We start from the raw sequence: 16,314 nt of genomic DNA, 5'->3' as shown, positions 1-16,314 counted from the left end.
TTGCTCAGGCTATTGCCGGACTGTGCGAATGCGCGCTCGCATGATTGGTGCCGGGCTGATGGCGAAGGGCAGCGGGATCTCGCCTGGCCGGATGCCGGACGACCGAAGAAGAAGGCATTGCCAGAAGCGCAAGGCCAATCACGGTGTCAAGCCTTGGGAAAGACCTGCTGTCGCTGGGCGCGCCCCTGGGGACACGCTTCTCGTCTACGCCTCCCTCAGCTCTCTCGGCTGGGGGAATGGCGGACCGGTCACCCTGATCCAAGCTCTGCTTCAGGCAGTGGGGGCCGAGGGCACAGCCTTCCGCCTTGCCGAGCATCGGGCTTGGCCCGACGGCCGAGGATCATCGAAGGCGCGCCTCGGATGAGCGACGGACAGCAGCAATGGGTCGCCTTCGACATTCCGAGCGTGATGGACGGCGATGCGTTTCTGCGGGTCGGGGTGAGCGCGCTGCGATCGGGATTGGCCACTGCGATATCTTCTGCGCTTATGGCGCGCGAGGCGGTTGCTGTGCTGTTCGTCGGGCCGCTGCGGTAGTCCCGAATGGTCGGCAGGGATATCTTCCTGCCTCCTTGCCGATGCCTGCGTTGGCGCTAGCGTGACCTACGGAAACCATTCGCCGAGAGGCGGTTCAGATGGTCATCACATTCGTCAGTCTAACGGCGGCCCATCTGCTGATCGCGAGCCTGATCGCGCTCAATTCGGTTCTTGAAGCCGAGCGTGAGCGGCTCACCGCCAAAGACATCCTCATCGTCGCTCTGGTCTGCGCCATCTGGCCACTCGTCGCCTGTGTCCTGCTGCTGACAAAAGGACGACGGAATCTCGATCCTGGGCAGCGCCAATGTCTGCCCACGATGCGCTGACGCTTCAGCGCCGGACAACCGACACCCCGGCGGACTGGCATGGCCCGTCGGAATGTGGCTTGCCTGAGCAGCCCGGTGGCCGGGCGGGTCAGAAATGCGCTTTCGGCTGAAGCCTCAGCGTCGCACGCGTCGTGTCGGCCATCTTCGACAGCATCCAGTCGGGATTGCCGAGGTTGAAATAGGCCTTCAGCAGCACCCGCCAGAACAGGCGTTCCGCCTGCGATGAAGGACCGTGCTGGGCGTAGACCCGCGCGCATTCGGCGGCGGTACGGCTGCCATGGATCGCACTGTTGTTGACGCCCGTCCGTCGGAAGCAGGCGATCGGCTGGGTCATCCGGCCGTAAGGCTCCTTCGCCAGGGCCCGGCAGAACATGTCGTAGTCGCCGGCGTCCCGGTAGGCGATATCGAACCCGCCCAGTTCCTCGAAAAAGGTCCGGGAGAAGTAGGTCGCCATGTGCATGATCGGATTCCAGCCCAGGCAGACAAGCATCGCCGGCGTCATCCAGTTCGGAGGCGCCGCGAGCCCGCCGAGGCCATGTCCGTTCGAATCGATCCATCGGATCGCGCCGACCACCCAGCGCCGCCGGCTCTTGCGGTAGGCGTCGACGACCGCCGCCGCCGCGCCCGGGAGCATCACATCGTCGGCGCCCAGGAAGCCCAGCAATTCGCCGGAGGAATTGAAGGAGCCCTTGTTGATGGCGTCGAAGATGCCGCTGTCCTTGCCCTGCATCACCTTCAGCCCGTAGCTGCGCGCGAGCTCCACGGTCCCGTCGGTGCTGCCGCCGTCGACGATGACATGCTCGATCTCGATCCCGCGCGTCGCATTGCGGCGCGCGGATTCGATGCATTCCTTGAGATAGTCGACGGCGTTCAGCGTCGGGGTCACGATTGTCACGATCATTGGCGCAGTTCCGCTGCTGGAGCCGGTGCGGTCAGACGTGCCGAGGAGCGGAAGCCATGTCGGGCCTCGCCGGGATCATCGGCATCGGCGCCGCTTCCGCGGTGTCGGCCTCTTCGACGACCGGAATCCGGGTTACCGCGTTCTGCATGGCCCACATCGCCGCCTGGGTACGGTTCCTGACCCGGACCTTCCGAAGGATCGCCTTGACGTGCACCTTCACGGTGGCTTCGGCGATCTCCAGCTTGCGTGCGATCACCTTGTTGGACTCGCCGAGCATGAGCCCTTCCAGGATGCTCACCTCGCGGACCGAAAGCCCCTGGAACGGGGAGCCGTCAGCCCGGCGCTGCACGCCCTGCAGCAGGCGCTGCGGCTCGACCGCGACCTCGGAGAGCTGCGACAGCAGCTCGGGCGGGAACACTGCGCCGTTGGCGATGACGACTTCGAGCGAGGTAATGAGATCTTGCGCCGAGACGGACTCGACGAGATAGCCGACCGCACCGAGCTGCATCGCGCGATGCATCAACTCCCGGCTGCCGCGGAGGGCGAGCGCTACGATCTTGGCGCTCTTGAACTGCCGCTTGATGTCGCCGACGATGGAGCAGGACATGTCGTCGATCACGACGATGAAAAGATCGGGCGCCTGCTGGCCGTTATCGTATCGATGCAGGTCGAGACTGGTGGTTCTCTGGCTTACGTGGAAGCGAGCGCCATCCAACAACTTGGTTATGCCTTCGCGCAGAAGGGCATTGTCGCTCAGTACAGCGGTCTCGATGATGTCTGACATCGGTACTTCCCTCTTACTCGACACAAAACTGGGGTGGCGGATGCAGCCAGGCACATGTCGCCCAGCCGCACCAGCGGAGGTATTCCGTAGCGCTGTTTGAGAAATTCCGAGATGAAGCAGGCAGTGACTAATCCAAAACGGCCACAAAGTGACACTGAGGGATGCAAGCACCCTGAATGTCATCGTTAATAATTAGTTCATTCGGATGTAGTCGTCTTGTCAGGAAAAATACGATCCCGTCAGGAAAAGCCTTACACGCGACCTGCGACAAAGCGTCCGATTTCACCAGCTTGGCTTGCAAGCCGGGAGGGGGATTATCTTCAGGTTGCCGTAGAGGAAGCCGCTGATGCTCGGCCGCTTTCCGCGCGAGCCGTTTCAGCCGGTCGGATCGGTCTTGAGGATGCGGATCAGATCCTTGGCCAGCACGGCCGCCTCGGTGCGATTGCGGACGTTGAGCGTCCGCATCAGTGCGGAGACGTGGATCTTGGCCGTCGGTTCCGCGATATGGAGGGCCTGGGCGATCTCCCGGTTCGAGAGCCCGTCCGCAAGCAGTGCGAGGACATCCCGCTGCCGGCGCGTCAGCCCGAACGGATCCTGCTGCGAGCTGGTCCGGCGCTGCGGCGCCTCGCGAGAGCGGTAGGCCTCGGCGGCCGAGCCGAACGGGGTGAGGCCGCGTGGCACCGCGAGGCGGCCGGCGATCACCTCCTGAACCGCCTCGATGATCTCGTCGTCCCGCTGCAGCTTCGAGATGAAGCCGTGGAAGCCCTCCGCAATATAGTGGAGGACCTGGTCGAAGGTACCGTTGCCCGAGATGACGACGTAGCGTGTCGTCGGGGAGGCCCGCTTGAAATCCCAGATGATCGCCGGATCGCTGGATCCCGTCAGGCCAAGGCTGACCAGCACGAGATGGATAGGCTGTTCTTCCATCAGGTTGCGCATCAAGCCGTCGAAGTCTTCGGCTTCGAGGAGTTCGGCCTCCGGCAACGCGGCCTGCAGGATCGTACGCAGACCCGTGCGGTAGAGCGCATGTTCGTCGGCAACGAGAATCCTTGCCATGGTCGTGCCGCCGCTCTGGTCGTTTTTTCGGTGGGGACGCGGCCGCAATATCGGGCTCCGCCGTTCGAAGGCGGTTCCCGAGCGCAGGCCCCTATCCCCGGCCTGTCGTAGCGGGAACGGCTGTTCAAGTCGCGACGCTCTTCGGGAGATGCCGTTACGGGAGCATGGCCATTATTGTGTCAGTCGAGCCAAGCTGAGTACTCCTCACAGGAGCAGGTCTGGCAATTCAACGCGCCAACGGCTTAGTCAGTATCGTCAGACGTCGAGAATCCAGCCATGGCTGGCGCCGTATCTGATGATGTCGAGACGCGAGTGTAGCATCAGCTTCTTGCAGGCCCTGTAGCGGTAGGTCTCGACCGATTTGATGCCGAGGCCGATGCGCCGGGCGATCTCCTTGTTGGAGTGGCCGACCGCAGCCAGGCGCAGGACCTGCATCTCGCGATAGGTCAATGTGTCGCTCGCGGTCGCCGTGCTGACGCCGGCCGCCGGACACAGCTTGCGGATCCATTCCGAGCGAAAATCCTCCAGCTCGGAATCGATATAGACCCCGCCGCTCAGGACCGTCCTCAACGCCTGCGCCACCTTGTCGCTCGCCGATGCCTTGAGGACGTAGCCGCGAATGCCGGCCCGCAGCGCCTTCTGGACATAGCTCGGCTCTGCATAATGGGTCAGCATGACGATCAGGGTTTCGGGCAGTTCTTCGAGGATGCGCTCGGCCAGCGTCAGGCCGTTCATGCCGGGAAGTCCCATGTCGAGGACAGCAAGGTCCGGTCGTTGACCGCGCACGAGCGCGAGCGCCTCGGCCGCGCAACTCGCCTGTCCCACCAGCTCGAAATCCGGCAGGCCGAGCACGAGAGCCTTCAGTCCGGCCAGAACGACCGGGTGGTCGTCGACCAGGATGATCCGCGTCGTCACGAGGAGACGCTCCGCGGCGCGACGCCGGTCAAGGGAGCGACCGCGGTGACGATCGTGCCCTTGCCGCAGCGGGCCCCGATACCGAGCGTACCGCCGACATCCGCCATGCGCTGGCGCATGCCTGGCAGCCCGATGCCTGTCCGGAGGCCATCGCCCGGCCGCTCGGGCTGACTTCGAAGTCCGATGCCGTCATCGGCTATGGTGAGCGAGACCGAACTCCTCGCGAAGTCCAGCACGATATCGAGCTTTCGCGCGCAGAGTGCATGTTTGAGAGTGTTCGTCAGAGCTTCCTGCGCCACCCGGTAGAGTGTGTCCTCGATGACGGCAGGCATCGGGTCCGGCTCGGCCCCCTTCTTCCTGAAACAGAGCTGGAGCCGCCCATCCGCTGCGAACGACGCCGCCATGGCCTCGATGGCACGGCTGAAGCCGAGTTCCTCGACGATGCGTGGTCGACCGCTGACGACGGCGTGATGGATCTTGCGCCCGACCCCGGTGACATGCTCGACGATCTCGTCGAGGCGCCGTCTTGCAAGTCCCTTCGTGCTCTCCTGCAAGGCTCTCAGCTCGATGAGGACCCGGGCCATCTCCTGCCCGGTATGGTCGTGCAGGTCCCGTGCTATGCGCGCGCGCTCGTCGGCTCGGATGTGGTTGAGTTCATCCTCGAGCCGGTGCGTCCGCGCCTCCACGATCCGCAGCGCCTCGGCAACGAAGCAATATTGCTCGACCAGCCGGAGGCGGTCGCTGCGCAACTCGTCGAATTGCTGCATGGCAAGGCGACGCTGCCGCTCGGCCGTCAAGCGTCTCATCCGCTCCGCAGCTGCCGAGAAGCGCGGGTCGAGCAGGGGGAAGAGCCGCAGGAGGAGCGTCGCCGGCTGGCTCTTGCGCCGCGGGATCAGGACATTGCCGAAGCAGCGGTAGTCGCCGGGGCCGTCGGGACCATTGAAGCCGACCCTTTCGATCAGGGGCTGGCGCGAGCCCGAGCAGGCGAGGAGATAGGTCCGCAAGGCATCGACCCGGCTCGCGCAGATGTCGAGCAGCGACGTGGCTGCTCGGCCGGGGGCAAGCAACTGGCTGGCGGCGCGATTGAGCGCACGGATGCTTCCGTCGGTCAGGGCGATGACCGACGGCTCAAGATAGACCTCGAGATCCAGCTCATGCCGAAGCTGCAGATGCATCATCTCGGTAATATTCCCTCGTCCCCGGGCCCGGCTCTATCCGCTTGAGATGGAGGACCACGCGGCATTCAGCCGCCCCCGAGGCAATCGTCTCCTCCAGATCGACCGCGGCGTACCCGACTGCGTTGGCGGTCAGGCGGCCGAAGATGTTCGATGTCAGCATGCACAGTGAGGGATGGTTCGCTGCCGCCCGGCCAAGCGGGCAAGCGCAATTGCTGAACACGACCCTGTCCTCGTCCTGCTCGACGATCGAGAATGCGCCGCCGGCGCGGTTTTTCAGGTCGATCAGGATCTCGAGCAGTTGATCGCGGTTGAGACGCTGGACACCGAGTGCCGTCTTGTACTGTTTCTCGATATCGGTGCCGAGGCGCGCGGCGATGCCGCTGACATAGGCGCAGGCGTCTTCGACCCCTGCAATGCTTTCCAGCAGCTCGGCCATGTCGGCCACCAAGACGTTGAAAAGACCATGATGATCGAAGTCGATCTCGAGAGCGCCGATACTCGGCGAAATATTGGAGACGGATGGAGTCACGCTCGCTAGCCCCCTGAATTGACACACGCCCCAGGCGATCATTCTTTGCACGCAGCTCTGTACGAGGCTGCTGATCCGCGAGGGAGGTTAGACCAAGAGCCTTTCTCCGATTGGATTCGGGAAGGAATAGTTCAGAAACTTATCTCTTGGATCAGAGACGTGTTTCTTGGTGTGTTTCTCTTTTTGTATCTATAAATCGTTTAGCGAATGATATTTTCTGCAAAATAACAAAATTGAGTTCAAGACAAGAGGTATTAGAGAGTTATCGTTTACAACATGAAATCCATTTCCAGGCCCGTAAAATATCGAAACAACCGGTTCTGTTGGGGCAGTTCGTCTCAAATTCTGCGTGGATTTTTATGGTGGATATACGGATAAAAAATACAGGAGAGCAGCGGTCAGTCAGGCGTCGAGAGAACGGATCGTACAGGCCATCTCAGGTTGGGGTACTTATCTTCAGGGTGATAATAGCACATTGTCGGCGTTTGTCTGCCCAGATTCGTGGATGTATTTCCAAAACGGCTCCTTTGAACTATGAATTCTAACATAAGTTGTATCCTCGATTCTGTTTCGAATTTTAGACAGCTGGGGTTGCCGCCTGCGGGGACGAATAGACAAAGAAATATGAAAATATTATTCAAATATATATATTATTTTAATATTTGAAATAAGATTCAAACAATTTGTAGGTGATTGTTGGAGATAGGAAATAAGCTTAGAATCTATAATCAATGATAGTTCAGACTAGATATGGCTAATTTTCGTTTATCTAAAATGATTCGTATCTGTAGGAATGAGGGCTGATCGCCAGATCATCGTCCTGGTAATAATTTCGTGATCGGTGCGCCCAGACGCACGATTCCGCGGCGAAAACGTCGCGCAAGCCGTCGGCGTGCTTGGTTGCCGCCGGGTCAATGTTGACGGCTGTTCACATTTGTCAAGATGTTGGCCGCAACAGAATTCCGTTGCGTCACTCGGCCGGCAGGTTCGGCAGGCTGATGTGCCGAGGACGAGGCTGCGAGATCAGCTTGCGAAAGCGCCGCCAGGCGAAGGGCAGGAAGCTCTGCTCGGCGTGATCGCGAGGCGTGCGCAGCACCAGATCGGGGTCGATCAGCATCGCTCCGCCGGTCAGGGCGGCGAGGCGGCGGTTGAAGACGAGATGCTCGCAGATGATGGGGCCTGCCTGACGATAGCTGCCGAGACGATACGTCTCGGCGCGATAGAGGCACAGGCCGTTGAACGTCGAGGCGCAGGAGATCTCGCGATCGGAGGTGAGGGCGCGCTGGTGCGGATAGATGCGTGAGCGGAAGAAGCGGTAGTATTGCACGATCCCTGATCGACTGATCGCGAGCTCATCAAGTAACGTCGTGAAGGACCTGTCCTCGTCTTCGTAGGCTAGGAGATCGTAATAGTGTGGGCGAGAGCTTGCCGATACGCCGAAGACGCCCGGCCGGTCCAGTTTCGCGGCAGCGGCGAGCAAGGCCGGAATGGAGGGCGGCACAGCGATGACGTTGTCGATGTCGAGCACGCAGACGACACGGGGTTCGAGGCCCGATGCTTCGAGCTCGCTCTTGAGCCGCTCTCGGCCGAGCGCCATCCGCCTCAGCCGCTCCGGCTCGCTTGCCATGAACGCGGTCGGGACGAGGATAAGCTCCCCGCGCCTCTGGGCCTGATCGAGCAACGCCTGCGTTCCGTCACGCGAGCCGTTCTCCCCGACAAAGGCGGCAACGCTCGAGCCGCTGCGCCTCAGCGTTTGCAGCAGCTCCAGAAACGGCGGGATCGTGGCTGCACAATCCTTGGCGAGGGCCAGGAATGCGAAATCCGGCCGGGGGGGGCCCACCTGTCTCACCTTGCGGGAGCCCTGATGGCGATCAGCGATTTCGGCAGGAACAGGACGTTCTCGGTCAGGATCTCCGCGTCCGGAAAGAGTTCGGCGAGTTGGGCCCGGTCAAGCATCGTGGTGCCTTCGACGATCTGCATCGCCTGGTCGAGGGAGGCCGCCTTCGCGTAGAAGCCGCGGGCCTTGCTCGACACCATCCGCCGCTGCAGCGGTTGCGGCAGCCAGTGCATGATCGGCGCGTTGCTGTGCGGATCGAGCGGAAACCAGAAGTTCGGTGTCTGCACGTAGTAGTTCGGTGCCAGCCGTCTGATCTCGGCTGCGACGCGCTTCATGTCGGCCCAGCGCCCGACATGCTCGATCAGCGAGTTGGAATGGACGAAGTCGAAGCTCTGGTCGCCGAACGCATTGACGTCGCGCGCGTCGCCCTGGACGACATGGAAGCGCGGATCGGGCGAAGGGGGCTTGGCTTCGATGTTCAGGAGCGAGATCTCCACCCCCGAAGGGGGCAGGTCGAACTGCCAGTAATCGGCGTCCCCTCCGAGGTCGAGGATGCGGCAGGACCCCCGCTTCTCGATCACCGCGTCGATGATCGGGCGGACATAGGTCTTGAACCGTTCTTCGCGGAACTGGGAGCGGCGGAACGAGCGCGGAATCATGTTCATGAGCTCTTCGCCTCGCGATGATCTACCGGTTCCCGTGCGCAATCCTAGCGCCAGGCCTTCGTTCGGCAGCCTGGTCCGACGACTGAGCGCTAGGGCTTCTGGACTAAGCCGTTCTGGGCAGGCGGCGCCTGGTCGGCCCGGATGATCCGGCCGTTCGCCTCCTGGCCGAGATCGCGGAAGCGTTCGTAGGAGACCGGCTCTCCGCCCCAGATGAAGAGCGGGGCATTGGTCGGTCCGCGCAGCACATAGGTGTTGCGGTCGAACCGGTTTCCGCCTGTTTCGATGATCCTGAAGTTCGGATTGGAAGCGGGAACGTCGCTTGCCCCGCCGGACAGGCCGGAGTTTCCCTCGTAGACGATTTCGTTGTCGTGCACGGCGTTGCGCGCCGTCAGATAGAACAGCTTCTTTTGGCCGTCCTTCAGTCTGGGCTGATCGAGCCGCTCACGGCCCTGGTCGACGATGACGATGGCGGTGCCGCCCGAAGCTACGGTGACCTTGTTGCCGTAGACGCTCACGCCTTCGGACGCCGCGATCTGGATGCCGGCGCCCCAGATCCAGGCGCTGCCCTGCTGGCCGCCACGTCCGGTCCCGTTCAGGCGAACCGTATTGTTGCGGATGATGGCGTCGAAGCTGATCTCGTAGAAGATTCCGGCGTCCGAATTGCGCTCGACGAGATTGTTCTCGAACAGGACGTTGCGGCAGTCGACATCGCACCAGAGCCCCGAGCCGTAATTGTCGTGCACATGGTTGCCGCGCAGCGTCAGGCGCTCGACCTTGCCGGCCTTGACGCCGCCGGCTTCCCAGGCAGCATCGAAGCCGTAGATGTTGTTCTCATAGATCTCATTGTCTTCGATCACGACATCGCTGCCGTTGGGCGAGATGCCGAGCTGGCCATTATGGTGCACCTTGTTGCGGCGGACCATGCTCCTCTCCCCGGTCGCGATCCCGGATCCGCTGTTGAAGCGGACCTCGTTGTCCTCGATCAGCCAGTCGGTGGCGCGGGGATGCTCGTCGCCGAAGATCGCACCCTGCTGGGCGGGGGTCGCGTATTTCTCGACGATCAGGCCTTTGACCGTGACACCGCGCGCGCCCCGGCTGTTGAACGCATAGAGCAGGCGCGCCCGCTCCAGCGTTCGGCCGCGCGGATCGTCCGCGAGATAGCTCAGCCCCGTTGCTGCATCGGAATAGACGCGGCCCGGCTGCAGTTCGGCACGGTCGGAAACCGGCTCCAGCGGTTGGCCATCGAGAAAGAAACGTCGCGGATCGTTGCAGCGGGCGCGATTGGGCAGGCAGGAGCCGAACCGCTTGGTCCCGAACTGCGGCATGGCGGTCACCCAGACGGTGTCTTTCGGGCTGATGTCGGTGATCAGCTCGGCGCCGTTCAGAATGGCGCCGGGCTGACCGATGAAGGTTTGTCGATCTTTTGGCGCGACCAACTGGCCTCGATGAACGCCGGCTGCGATGCAGAAAGTGGCGCCCGGCGCGGCCTTGTCGACAAACGCCTGGATGGATGCGCCGACCGGAACCATGATCGAGCCGGATGGGCAATGCGCATTTTCGGCAGCGTCGGAGCGCGAGCTGCCCAGCAATGTCATCGCTCCGAGAAGAGCTGCACCGGCGATGTGCGCGCCGCCGCGTGCAGCGCGACCGAACCGGACCGGCGGCGCGACGATGTGCCAGGCGCGGTAGACCATAAGCGAGCCGAAGCCGATCCCGAACAGGATCCAGAAGGGGATTCCGAGCATCGGTCCCTCGAGCGCGACGTCAAAGGAGGCGTCGATGACGATCGAGGCGAGGTAGCAGACCAGGAAGACGAAATAGCGCGCCCAGTCGAGGTCGCCGCGCCGCCAGGCGAGATGGGCGGCCCGCAGCAGCGCGATCGTCCAGCTGCCGATGGCCAGGAGCCAGAGGGCGAGACCGGGCACGCCGCCGCGCGCGAGATAGGTCATGTGTACGCTGTGAGGGCTGCGCACGATGGGGCCGCCGCGTTCGAGGCCGACGACGAAGCCGTCCGCCTCCGCCAGATTCACGCCGAAGCCCTTGCCGGTCCAGAAGTAGGGGCCGTGGATGGTGTAGTTGCGAATGGCTTGCCACCAGCTCAGCCGCCATTGCTTGGTCCCGTCGAGATTATTGGCGTCGCTCGATCCGGCGACGCTGGCGAGGTTCTCGACCACGGCGGCCGCGCTGATCGGCCGCTCGCCTCGCGGCAGGGCGAGCTCGAAATCGGCGGCGTAGGCCACCATCATGACGAGTGTGAGGGCCATGGTGATGCTGGCGAGGCGACCAATCTGGCCGGTTAGGACCATGCACAAAAGCAGGGGAAGCAGCAGGGCCAGCATGCCGCCGCGGCTCTGGCTGGCCACGAGCAGGGCCGCGCCGAGCGCGGCGACGAGCCATGTCCGGCTGACCCTGCACAGGCCGACCAGGACGAGAACGAGCGCGCCGCACAGATGCGCGGCGAGTTCGCCGGAGCGCACCGAGATGATCTCGATATTCTGGCCGGGCAGCTTCGGGATATAGGCATTGAAGAAGCGCGCGATCAGATAGAACACGATCGCGATCGGGATGAGCACGCGGGCATGGACGCGAAAATAGCCCATGATCTGCGCGATGCGGATCGGACGCTCCACGATCAGCGCCGCGACGATGAAGGCGAAACCGCCATAGAGCGCGACCGCGCCGTCCCGCAACGCGTCGACCCCGTAGGAACCGATGCCTTGCAGCGTCCGCAGCAGGACCCAGCCCATCAGCAGGGCGGCGCTGAGCGCCGGCACGGTGGTCAGCAGCGCCGCGGTGCAACCCGAGGCGAGGAAGGCGAGCAGGCCGAGCGCGAACAGCATCTCACCGACGAAGAGCGGCGGCAGGCCGAGATAGGCGAAGCTCTTGCCGAAGACGACATAGCCGGCAAAGCCGAGCGCCAGGATCGGCAGGTAGCGGTCGGTCGCCCGCCGGTCAATTGCGGCGCTGGCCGGTGCTCGTGGCATTCCCTTCACGGTCGACCCTTGCTCTGCGCGGCGGCTGCCGTCCCGGGAGCAGCGTAACTCCGGGCCGGGCTGAAGCAGGCTGGGCATCCGAGGTAGCCAGGCCGGCGAGACCACTGGCCAACCTTCCTTCTGGGCAGTCCCTATGCCCAGCGCCGTCAGGACGAGGGCGACGCTAGACTTGGCCCGAGAAGATGCGGCCCGACGATGGCCGGCGGGGGCTCGATGACGTTCAGCGCAGGCAAGATGGGTGGGCATTTCGGCCGGGCGCGACGCGAGCCGGCCAGTGTCGCCTCAGATCAGCGCAGCCCGGGCAAGGTATCCGAGGGCAAATGGGCACGCCTGCGGGCAATGCGCGATCCGGCGTTGTCCTTTACCGACCAGGCGTTGTCGAGCGCCTGCAACTTCCTGACGACCATCCTGCTCGCCCGGGCGCTCGGTCTCGAAGCCTTCGGCGTCTACACGATGGTCTGGCTCGCGCTCTATCTCGCGATGAGTCTTCAGCTCGGCCTCATCGTCAGCCCGATGATGAGTATCGGCACCAAAGAGCAGGGGGCTGAGGCCGAGGCCTACTACACCGTGGTCTTCCTGCATCAGGCCGGTTACGTCGTCGTAGCGACCGCCGCGATCTTCGCCGCCCTGGTCCTCGCGGCAGGCGCGGACTCAGGCCTAGCCGGTGCTGCGCTGCCGGGCGCTATGGCTGCGGCCTCCTATCTGACGCAGGATTTCCTGCGCCGTTACCTGTTCGCCCGCCGGAGGCCCGCCGGAATCCTGCTGATCGACGCGATCAACCAGATCCTCAAGCTCGGCGCGCTCGCAGCCCTCTGGCAGGCGGGGATGATCAGCGTCGCGAATGCGCTATGGGCCGTCGCCGGTGCCGCCACCGTCTCGACGCTGTGCGGATTGAGCATGTCGGGACCGCTGCTGTGGCGCCGGGAGCTTCTGATCAGCGTGACCGCGCGGCAATGGCGCTCAGCGCGCTGGCTGGTCCTGACCGGCTCGGTGCAATGGGTGCTGAGCTATAGCGGGCTCCTGGTGACGGCCGGCCTGTTCGGACCGAAGGTGCTCGGCGCGCTCCGGGCGGCGCAGAGCCTGCTCGCCGTACTCAACGTGGTGCGTGAGGCGCTGGAGAACATCGTGCCGCCGATGGCCGGGAAGGCCTTTGCCGAGGGGGGCATGCAAGCTCTCCATCGCACCCTCGGTCGCGCGATGCTGTTCGCCGGGCTGACCGGGGGCGCGACGGTTCTCGGTCTCGGCCTGTTCGGCCCTTGGTTGCTGCACCAGCTCTATGGCGGCGAGATCCTCGAATGCGACTGGGTGATCATCTGGTACGCCTTCACCTTCCCTATGGCGCTGACGAGCCTGGTCCTCGGCTGCGCCTTCCGGGCGCTGGAGCGCACGCGGCCCGTCTTCATCGCATCGCTTGTCGGAGGCTGTTTCAGCTTGCTCGCGGTCTATCCGGCCGCGGCGACCTTCGGTGTGGCCGGGCTGATCGCGGTGACCCTCCTGTCGGAACTCGCCGCTCTCGTCGTACTGACGATGCTCGCTCTGCGGATTCCGGGCCTGCTTGCCCGCCCGCCGGCCGGGCCGGTCGGCGGCCGCATCATGACGGCGTCCTCGCCATGATGCCGCTGCCGCCCTCCCAAGTGCATCTTTGGTGCTGCCGGGTCGATCTTCCTGCGATGGAGGCGGCTGAACGGCGCGGAATCCTCTCGGCTGAGGAGCGTACGCGTGCCGACCGCTTCCACGACGCCAAGGCGCGGATCGCCTTCATCGTGGCGCGCAACTGGCTGCGGCGCGTCCTGGCGCTCTACGTTCCGATTCCGCCGCCCCGGCTCCGCTTCGGCGAAACGGCGTTCGGCAAGCCGTTCCTCGTGAACGAGTACAGCGGGCGCCCGATCGCGTTCAATCTCAGCCATTCCGGCGAGCTCGCGATCGTCGCGGTCGCCGAGGGCATGCCGGTCGGCGTCGATATCGAGCGGATCAGGCCGGTCTCGGCCGACCTGCTGGCGGGCTGTCTCGCGCCGCGGGAGTTCGCCATGCTCGCGGCCCTGACGCCTGAACTGCGCGAGGAATCCTTCATCCGCTGCTGGACGCGCAAGGAGGCCTGCCTGAAGGCGATCGGCGTCGGCCTCAACGGCTCGCCGTCGAGCTTCGAGGTCTCGCTCGATCCGTTCAGGGCGCGGCTTCTGACGGTGGAATCCGACCCGGCGGAGGCCGATCTCTGGCAGCTCGCCGATCTGGAACCGGCACCCGGCTATTGCGGCACGCTGGCCGCGCGCCATCGCGGCTGGTCCCCGGTCTGGATGGCCCGGCCCTGATCCTCGACGACTAAAGGCGCCGCGATCAGCCCCGGTTCCGCCCTGTGGCCTCGAGAATCCGTTCGGCCATGGTCCGCGATCCGGCTTCGGAGAAAGCGCCTTCATGGCCTTCGCCGTCGACCGAGAAGCAGGGTGTGCCCGGCGCAAGATGCCCCGCCCAGCCGAGGGTGGCATCCGGCGGCCAGCCGGCCGGGATCGCCCCGCTCCGGAAAACCAGGACGCGCCCGTCATAGTTCGGCAACGCATAGCGCTGGACCAGCGCCTCGAGCTCGTCGGTCGTCCGCCAGAAATCGGCCTCGTCGGCTGCTTCCTCGGCCGGGCGCCAGAAGATCAGTCGCTTCGCCTGCCTGACGGCGGCGGTCGATTGCAGCCAGAACGACATGCGCGTCACGAAGCTGCGTGGCCCGCCCTGCCAGAAGCGCCGCGCGAAGCGGCCGGCACGCTTCAGCCGGAACCAAAGGCGTGCGCCATAGGGCTGCTGCAGGAAGTAGCCGGGTGCCCAGCAGTCGATCAGCATGACCAGATCGACCTGCCTGCCGCTCGCTACCAACTGCTTCGCGACCTCGACGGTGATCACGCCGGAGCGGCAGAAGCCCGCAAGCCGATAGCGGCCATTCGGCTCCGTCGCGATGATCGCTTCGCAATAGGCGGCGGCGAGTTGTTCGATCGAGCTCGGCGCTGCGCCGTTCACCAGCGGGTCAAGCAATTGCAGCGCGGCGAAAGGCTGATCAGGCCCGAGTTCCTGCGCCAGCGGCCGATACAGGCGGAGATTATGCGCGGTGTGGTTGAGCGCGAACAAGGTCGGCTGCGTGCCGCTCTTTTGCAACCAGGTCCGGCGCAGGCCCGTCACGTCGATCACCGGCGGCAAGGCCGGCGTCGCCGGCAGCCAGAGCGGCGATGCGATCGGCAGGGAGGTCGGCGCCGGATGCGGCAGCTTCGCGGCCGGGTTGGCGACGAGCGCCTCCGCCAGGCTCTCGAACTGCGCCGCCAGCTCGCTGGCAGTCGCCTCGTCATAGAGGTCGAGATGATACTCGCAGGTCAGGCGCCAGCCTTCCTCGCGCTCGACCAGGATGAAGTTGAGGTCATAGAGCGCGCCGGGCAAAGGCGATGGAATCCCCGAAAGCTGGAAACTGTCGTTGGCGAGCTCGCCGATGAAGGCGCGCTGGACGATGAAGTTGATCGAGATCGGCGGCCGGCCGGCGTCGCCATGGCTTGGCAGCAGTTCGGTGAGCCTGTCGAACGGCCATTGATGATGATCGACCGCGTCCTCGAAGGTCTCACGCGCCGCTTGGCACAGGTCGAGGAAGCTCTGATCCCCGGAGACCTTGGTCCGCAGTACGAGCGTGTTGACGAAAGGACCGACGATCGCTTCAAGCTCGATGTCGTCCCGGTTCGCCATCTGCGTGCTCAGCACGAGGTCGGACGCGCCGGTGCGTTGCCGAAGCAGGGTCAGGAGAACGGCGTAAGCGACTGAAAAGAAAGTCGTGCCTTCCTTCCGCGCCAGATCGGCGAGGCCCGTGGTCAGGGGGCGGGGAAGCAGCCGCGACAGCGAGGCGGCGTGCGTGCTCCGCGTCGCCGGCCGCGGACGATCGCCCGGCACCTCGACGGCTGGCAGATCGGCGAGCTTGCCTTGCCAATAGGCTTCCTCGCGTGCCAGCGCACCGCCTTCCATGCTGTCCTGGCTGCCTTCGGCGAAGTCGGAATATTGCAGGGGAAGCTCTGAGAGGACCGGCTCGCGGCCGCGGCCCAGCGCCTGATAGGCCGCGACGAAATCCTTGGCGATGAGGCCCATCGACCAGCCGTCGCTGACGATGTGATGGGCGACGACCAGGATCACCGCTTCGGCGCGGCTCTTGCGTAGCAGCGTCGCCCGCAGCAACGGGGCTTCGCCGAGATCGAAGCGCGTGCAGGCTTCGCTCTGGGCGATGCGGTCGGCTTCCCGGGCCCGGCCTGCCTCGGGCAGGCCGGAGAGATCGATCTCCGGCAGCTTGAAAGGAACATGCTCGGCAATTGCCTGGACGGGCCGGCCATCCTCCAGCCGGATCGCCGTTCGCAGGGATTCATGGCGATCGAGGATCGCCTGGAACGCATCCTGCGCCAGTGACGCGTCCAGATGCCCGCGGATCCGCCATTTCACGGCGATGTTGAGCGCTGGCGTGCCGGGATCCCTGGCGTCGATCTCCCAATAGCGCTGCTGCGCTGACGAGCACCTGGCCGTCATCACGATGCGCTCCGGTTCGCGCAGTTGCGGCTCCGGTTCGCGGGTGAACTGATTTGCCATGATCGT

General features: G+C 64.3%; 15 protein-coding genes. 5 read left to right on the top strand and 10 right to left on the bottom strand.

The window, feature by feature from the left end; genetic code table 11:
* The first annotated feature begins 28 nt into the window (after positions 1-28).
* The 3 genes from BMZ21_RS31105 (at position 29) to BMZ21_RS02835 (ending at position 860) form a co-directional block, all read left to right on the top strand.
* Complete coding sequence (locus tag BMZ21_RS31105) at positions 29-364, top strand: AAC(3) family N-acetyltransferase (RefSeq protein ID WP_208862204.1); 336 nt, start codon at positions 29-31, stop codon at positions 362-364.
* Positions 361-534, top strand: coding sequence for a hypothetical protein (locus BMZ21_RS30200; RefSeq protein WP_167561504.1), 174 nt, complete (start codon positions 361-363; stop codon positions 532-534). Before BMZ21_RS31105 ends, BMZ21_RS30200 begins: the two co-directional genes overlap by 4 nt.
* Before the next feature lie 98 nt (positions 535-632).
* Positions 633-860: a hypothetical protein gene (locus BMZ21_RS02835; RefSeq protein ID WP_091829550.1), complete on the top strand. Its 228-nt coding sequence runs from the start codon at positions 633-635 to the stop codon at positions 858-860.
* 88 nt (positions 861-948) lie between these two features.
* On the opposite strand, the gene BMZ21_RS02830 is transcribed toward BMZ21_RS02835, so the two are convergent.
* From BMZ21_RS02830 to BMZ21_RS02790, 9 genes are all read right to left on the bottom strand, one after another.
* Entirely contained in the window at positions 949-1,761 is an 813-nt protein-coding gene (locus BMZ21_RS02830) for a glycosyltransferase family 2 protein (RefSeq protein WP_091829548.1), read from the bottom strand.
* Between the two features lie 31 nt (positions 1,762-1,792).
* Complete coding sequence (locus BMZ21_RS02825; RefSeq protein WP_244543667.1) at positions 1,793-2,599, bottom strand: response regulator transcription factor; 807 nt, start codon at positions 2,597-2,599, stop codon at positions 1,793-1,795.
* A 321-nt stretch (positions 2,600-2,920) separates the two neighbouring features.
* Positions 2,921-3,601, bottom strand: a complete 681-nt coding sequence (locus tag BMZ21_RS30730; RefSeq protein WP_091829543.1) for a LuxR C-terminal-related transcriptional regulator — start codon at positions 3,599-3,601, stop codon at positions 2,921-2,923.
* A gap of 255 nt (positions 3,602-3,856) precedes the next feature.
* Complete coding sequence (locus BMZ21_RS02815) at positions 3,857-4,516, bottom strand: response regulator (protein WP_244543666.1); 660 nt, start codon at positions 4,514-4,516, stop codon at positions 3,857-3,859.
* Positions 4,513-5,694: a sensor histidine kinase gene (locus tag BMZ21_RS02810; protein WP_091829539.1), complete on the bottom strand. Its 1,182-nt coding sequence runs from the start codon at positions 5,692-5,694 to the stop codon at positions 4,513-4,515. The genes BMZ21_RS02815 and BMZ21_RS02810 overlap by 4 nt, the downstream gene beginning before the upstream one ends.
* Positions 5,669-6,223: a methanogen output domain 1-containing protein gene (locus BMZ21_RS02805; RefSeq protein ID WP_091829537.1), complete on the bottom strand. Its 555-nt coding sequence runs from the start codon at positions 6,221-6,223 to the stop codon at positions 5,669-5,671. Before BMZ21_RS02805 ends, BMZ21_RS02810 begins: the two co-directional genes overlap by 26 nt.
* A 970-nt stretch (positions 6,224-7,193) precedes the next feature.
* Positions 7,194-8,063, bottom strand: coding sequence for a glycosyltransferase family 2 protein (locus BMZ21_RS02800; RefSeq protein ID WP_244543665.1), 870 nt, complete (start codon positions 8,061-8,063; stop codon positions 7,194-7,196).
* A gap of 5 nt (positions 8,064-8,068) precedes the next feature.
* A complete protein-coding gene (locus tag BMZ21_RS02795; RefSeq protein WP_091829533.1) occupies positions 8,069-8,725 on the bottom strand; it encodes a class I SAM-dependent methyltransferase in 657 nt (218 codons plus the stop codon).
* 89 nt (positions 8,726-8,814) lie between these two features.
* Positions 8,815-11,709, bottom strand: a complete 2,895-nt coding sequence (locus tag BMZ21_RS02790) for a right-handed parallel beta-helix repeat-containing protein (RefSeq protein WP_167561503.1) — start codon at positions 11,707-11,709, stop codon at positions 8,815-8,817.
* 222 nt (positions 11,710-11,931) lie between these two features.
* Here BMZ21_RS02790 and BMZ21_RS30190 point away from each other — a divergent pair, with 222 nt between their 5' ends.
* Together BMZ21_RS30190 and BMZ21_RS02785 are read left to right on the top strand one after the other, a co-directional pair.
* The gene (locus tag BMZ21_RS30190) at positions 11,932-13,332 is read left to right on the top strand and encodes a lipopolysaccharide biosynthesis protein (protein ID WP_167561502.1); all 1,401 of its coding nucleotides are present in this window, start codon (positions 11,932-11,934) and stop codon (positions 13,330-13,332) included.
* Entirely contained in the window at positions 13,329-14,027 is a 699-nt protein-coding gene (locus BMZ21_RS02785) for a 4'-phosphopantetheinyl transferase family protein (RefSeq protein WP_167561501.1), read from the top strand. Before BMZ21_RS30190 ends, BMZ21_RS02785 begins: the two co-directional genes overlap by 4 nt.
* A 25-nt stretch (positions 14,028-14,052) precedes the next feature.
* Here the strand turns inward: BMZ21_RS02785 and BMZ21_RS02780 are convergent, their stop codons facing one another.
* Positions 14,053-16,308 (bottom strand): condensation domain-containing protein, encoded by a 2,256-nt coding sequence (locus BMZ21_RS02780; protein WP_091829527.1) that lies wholly within the window; start codon positions 16,306-16,308, stop codon positions 14,053-14,055.
* Positions 16,309-16,314 lie beyond the last annotated feature (6 nt).

This window comes from Allobosea lupini (genome assembly GCF_900109525.1).
Taxonomy (GTDB): Bacteria; Pseudomonadota; Alphaproteobacteria; order Rhizobiales; family Beijerinckiaceae; genus Allobosea; species Allobosea lupini.
Note: the sequence above shows the minus strand (reverse complement) of the source record. Positions and strands in the feature narration are given on the sequence as shown.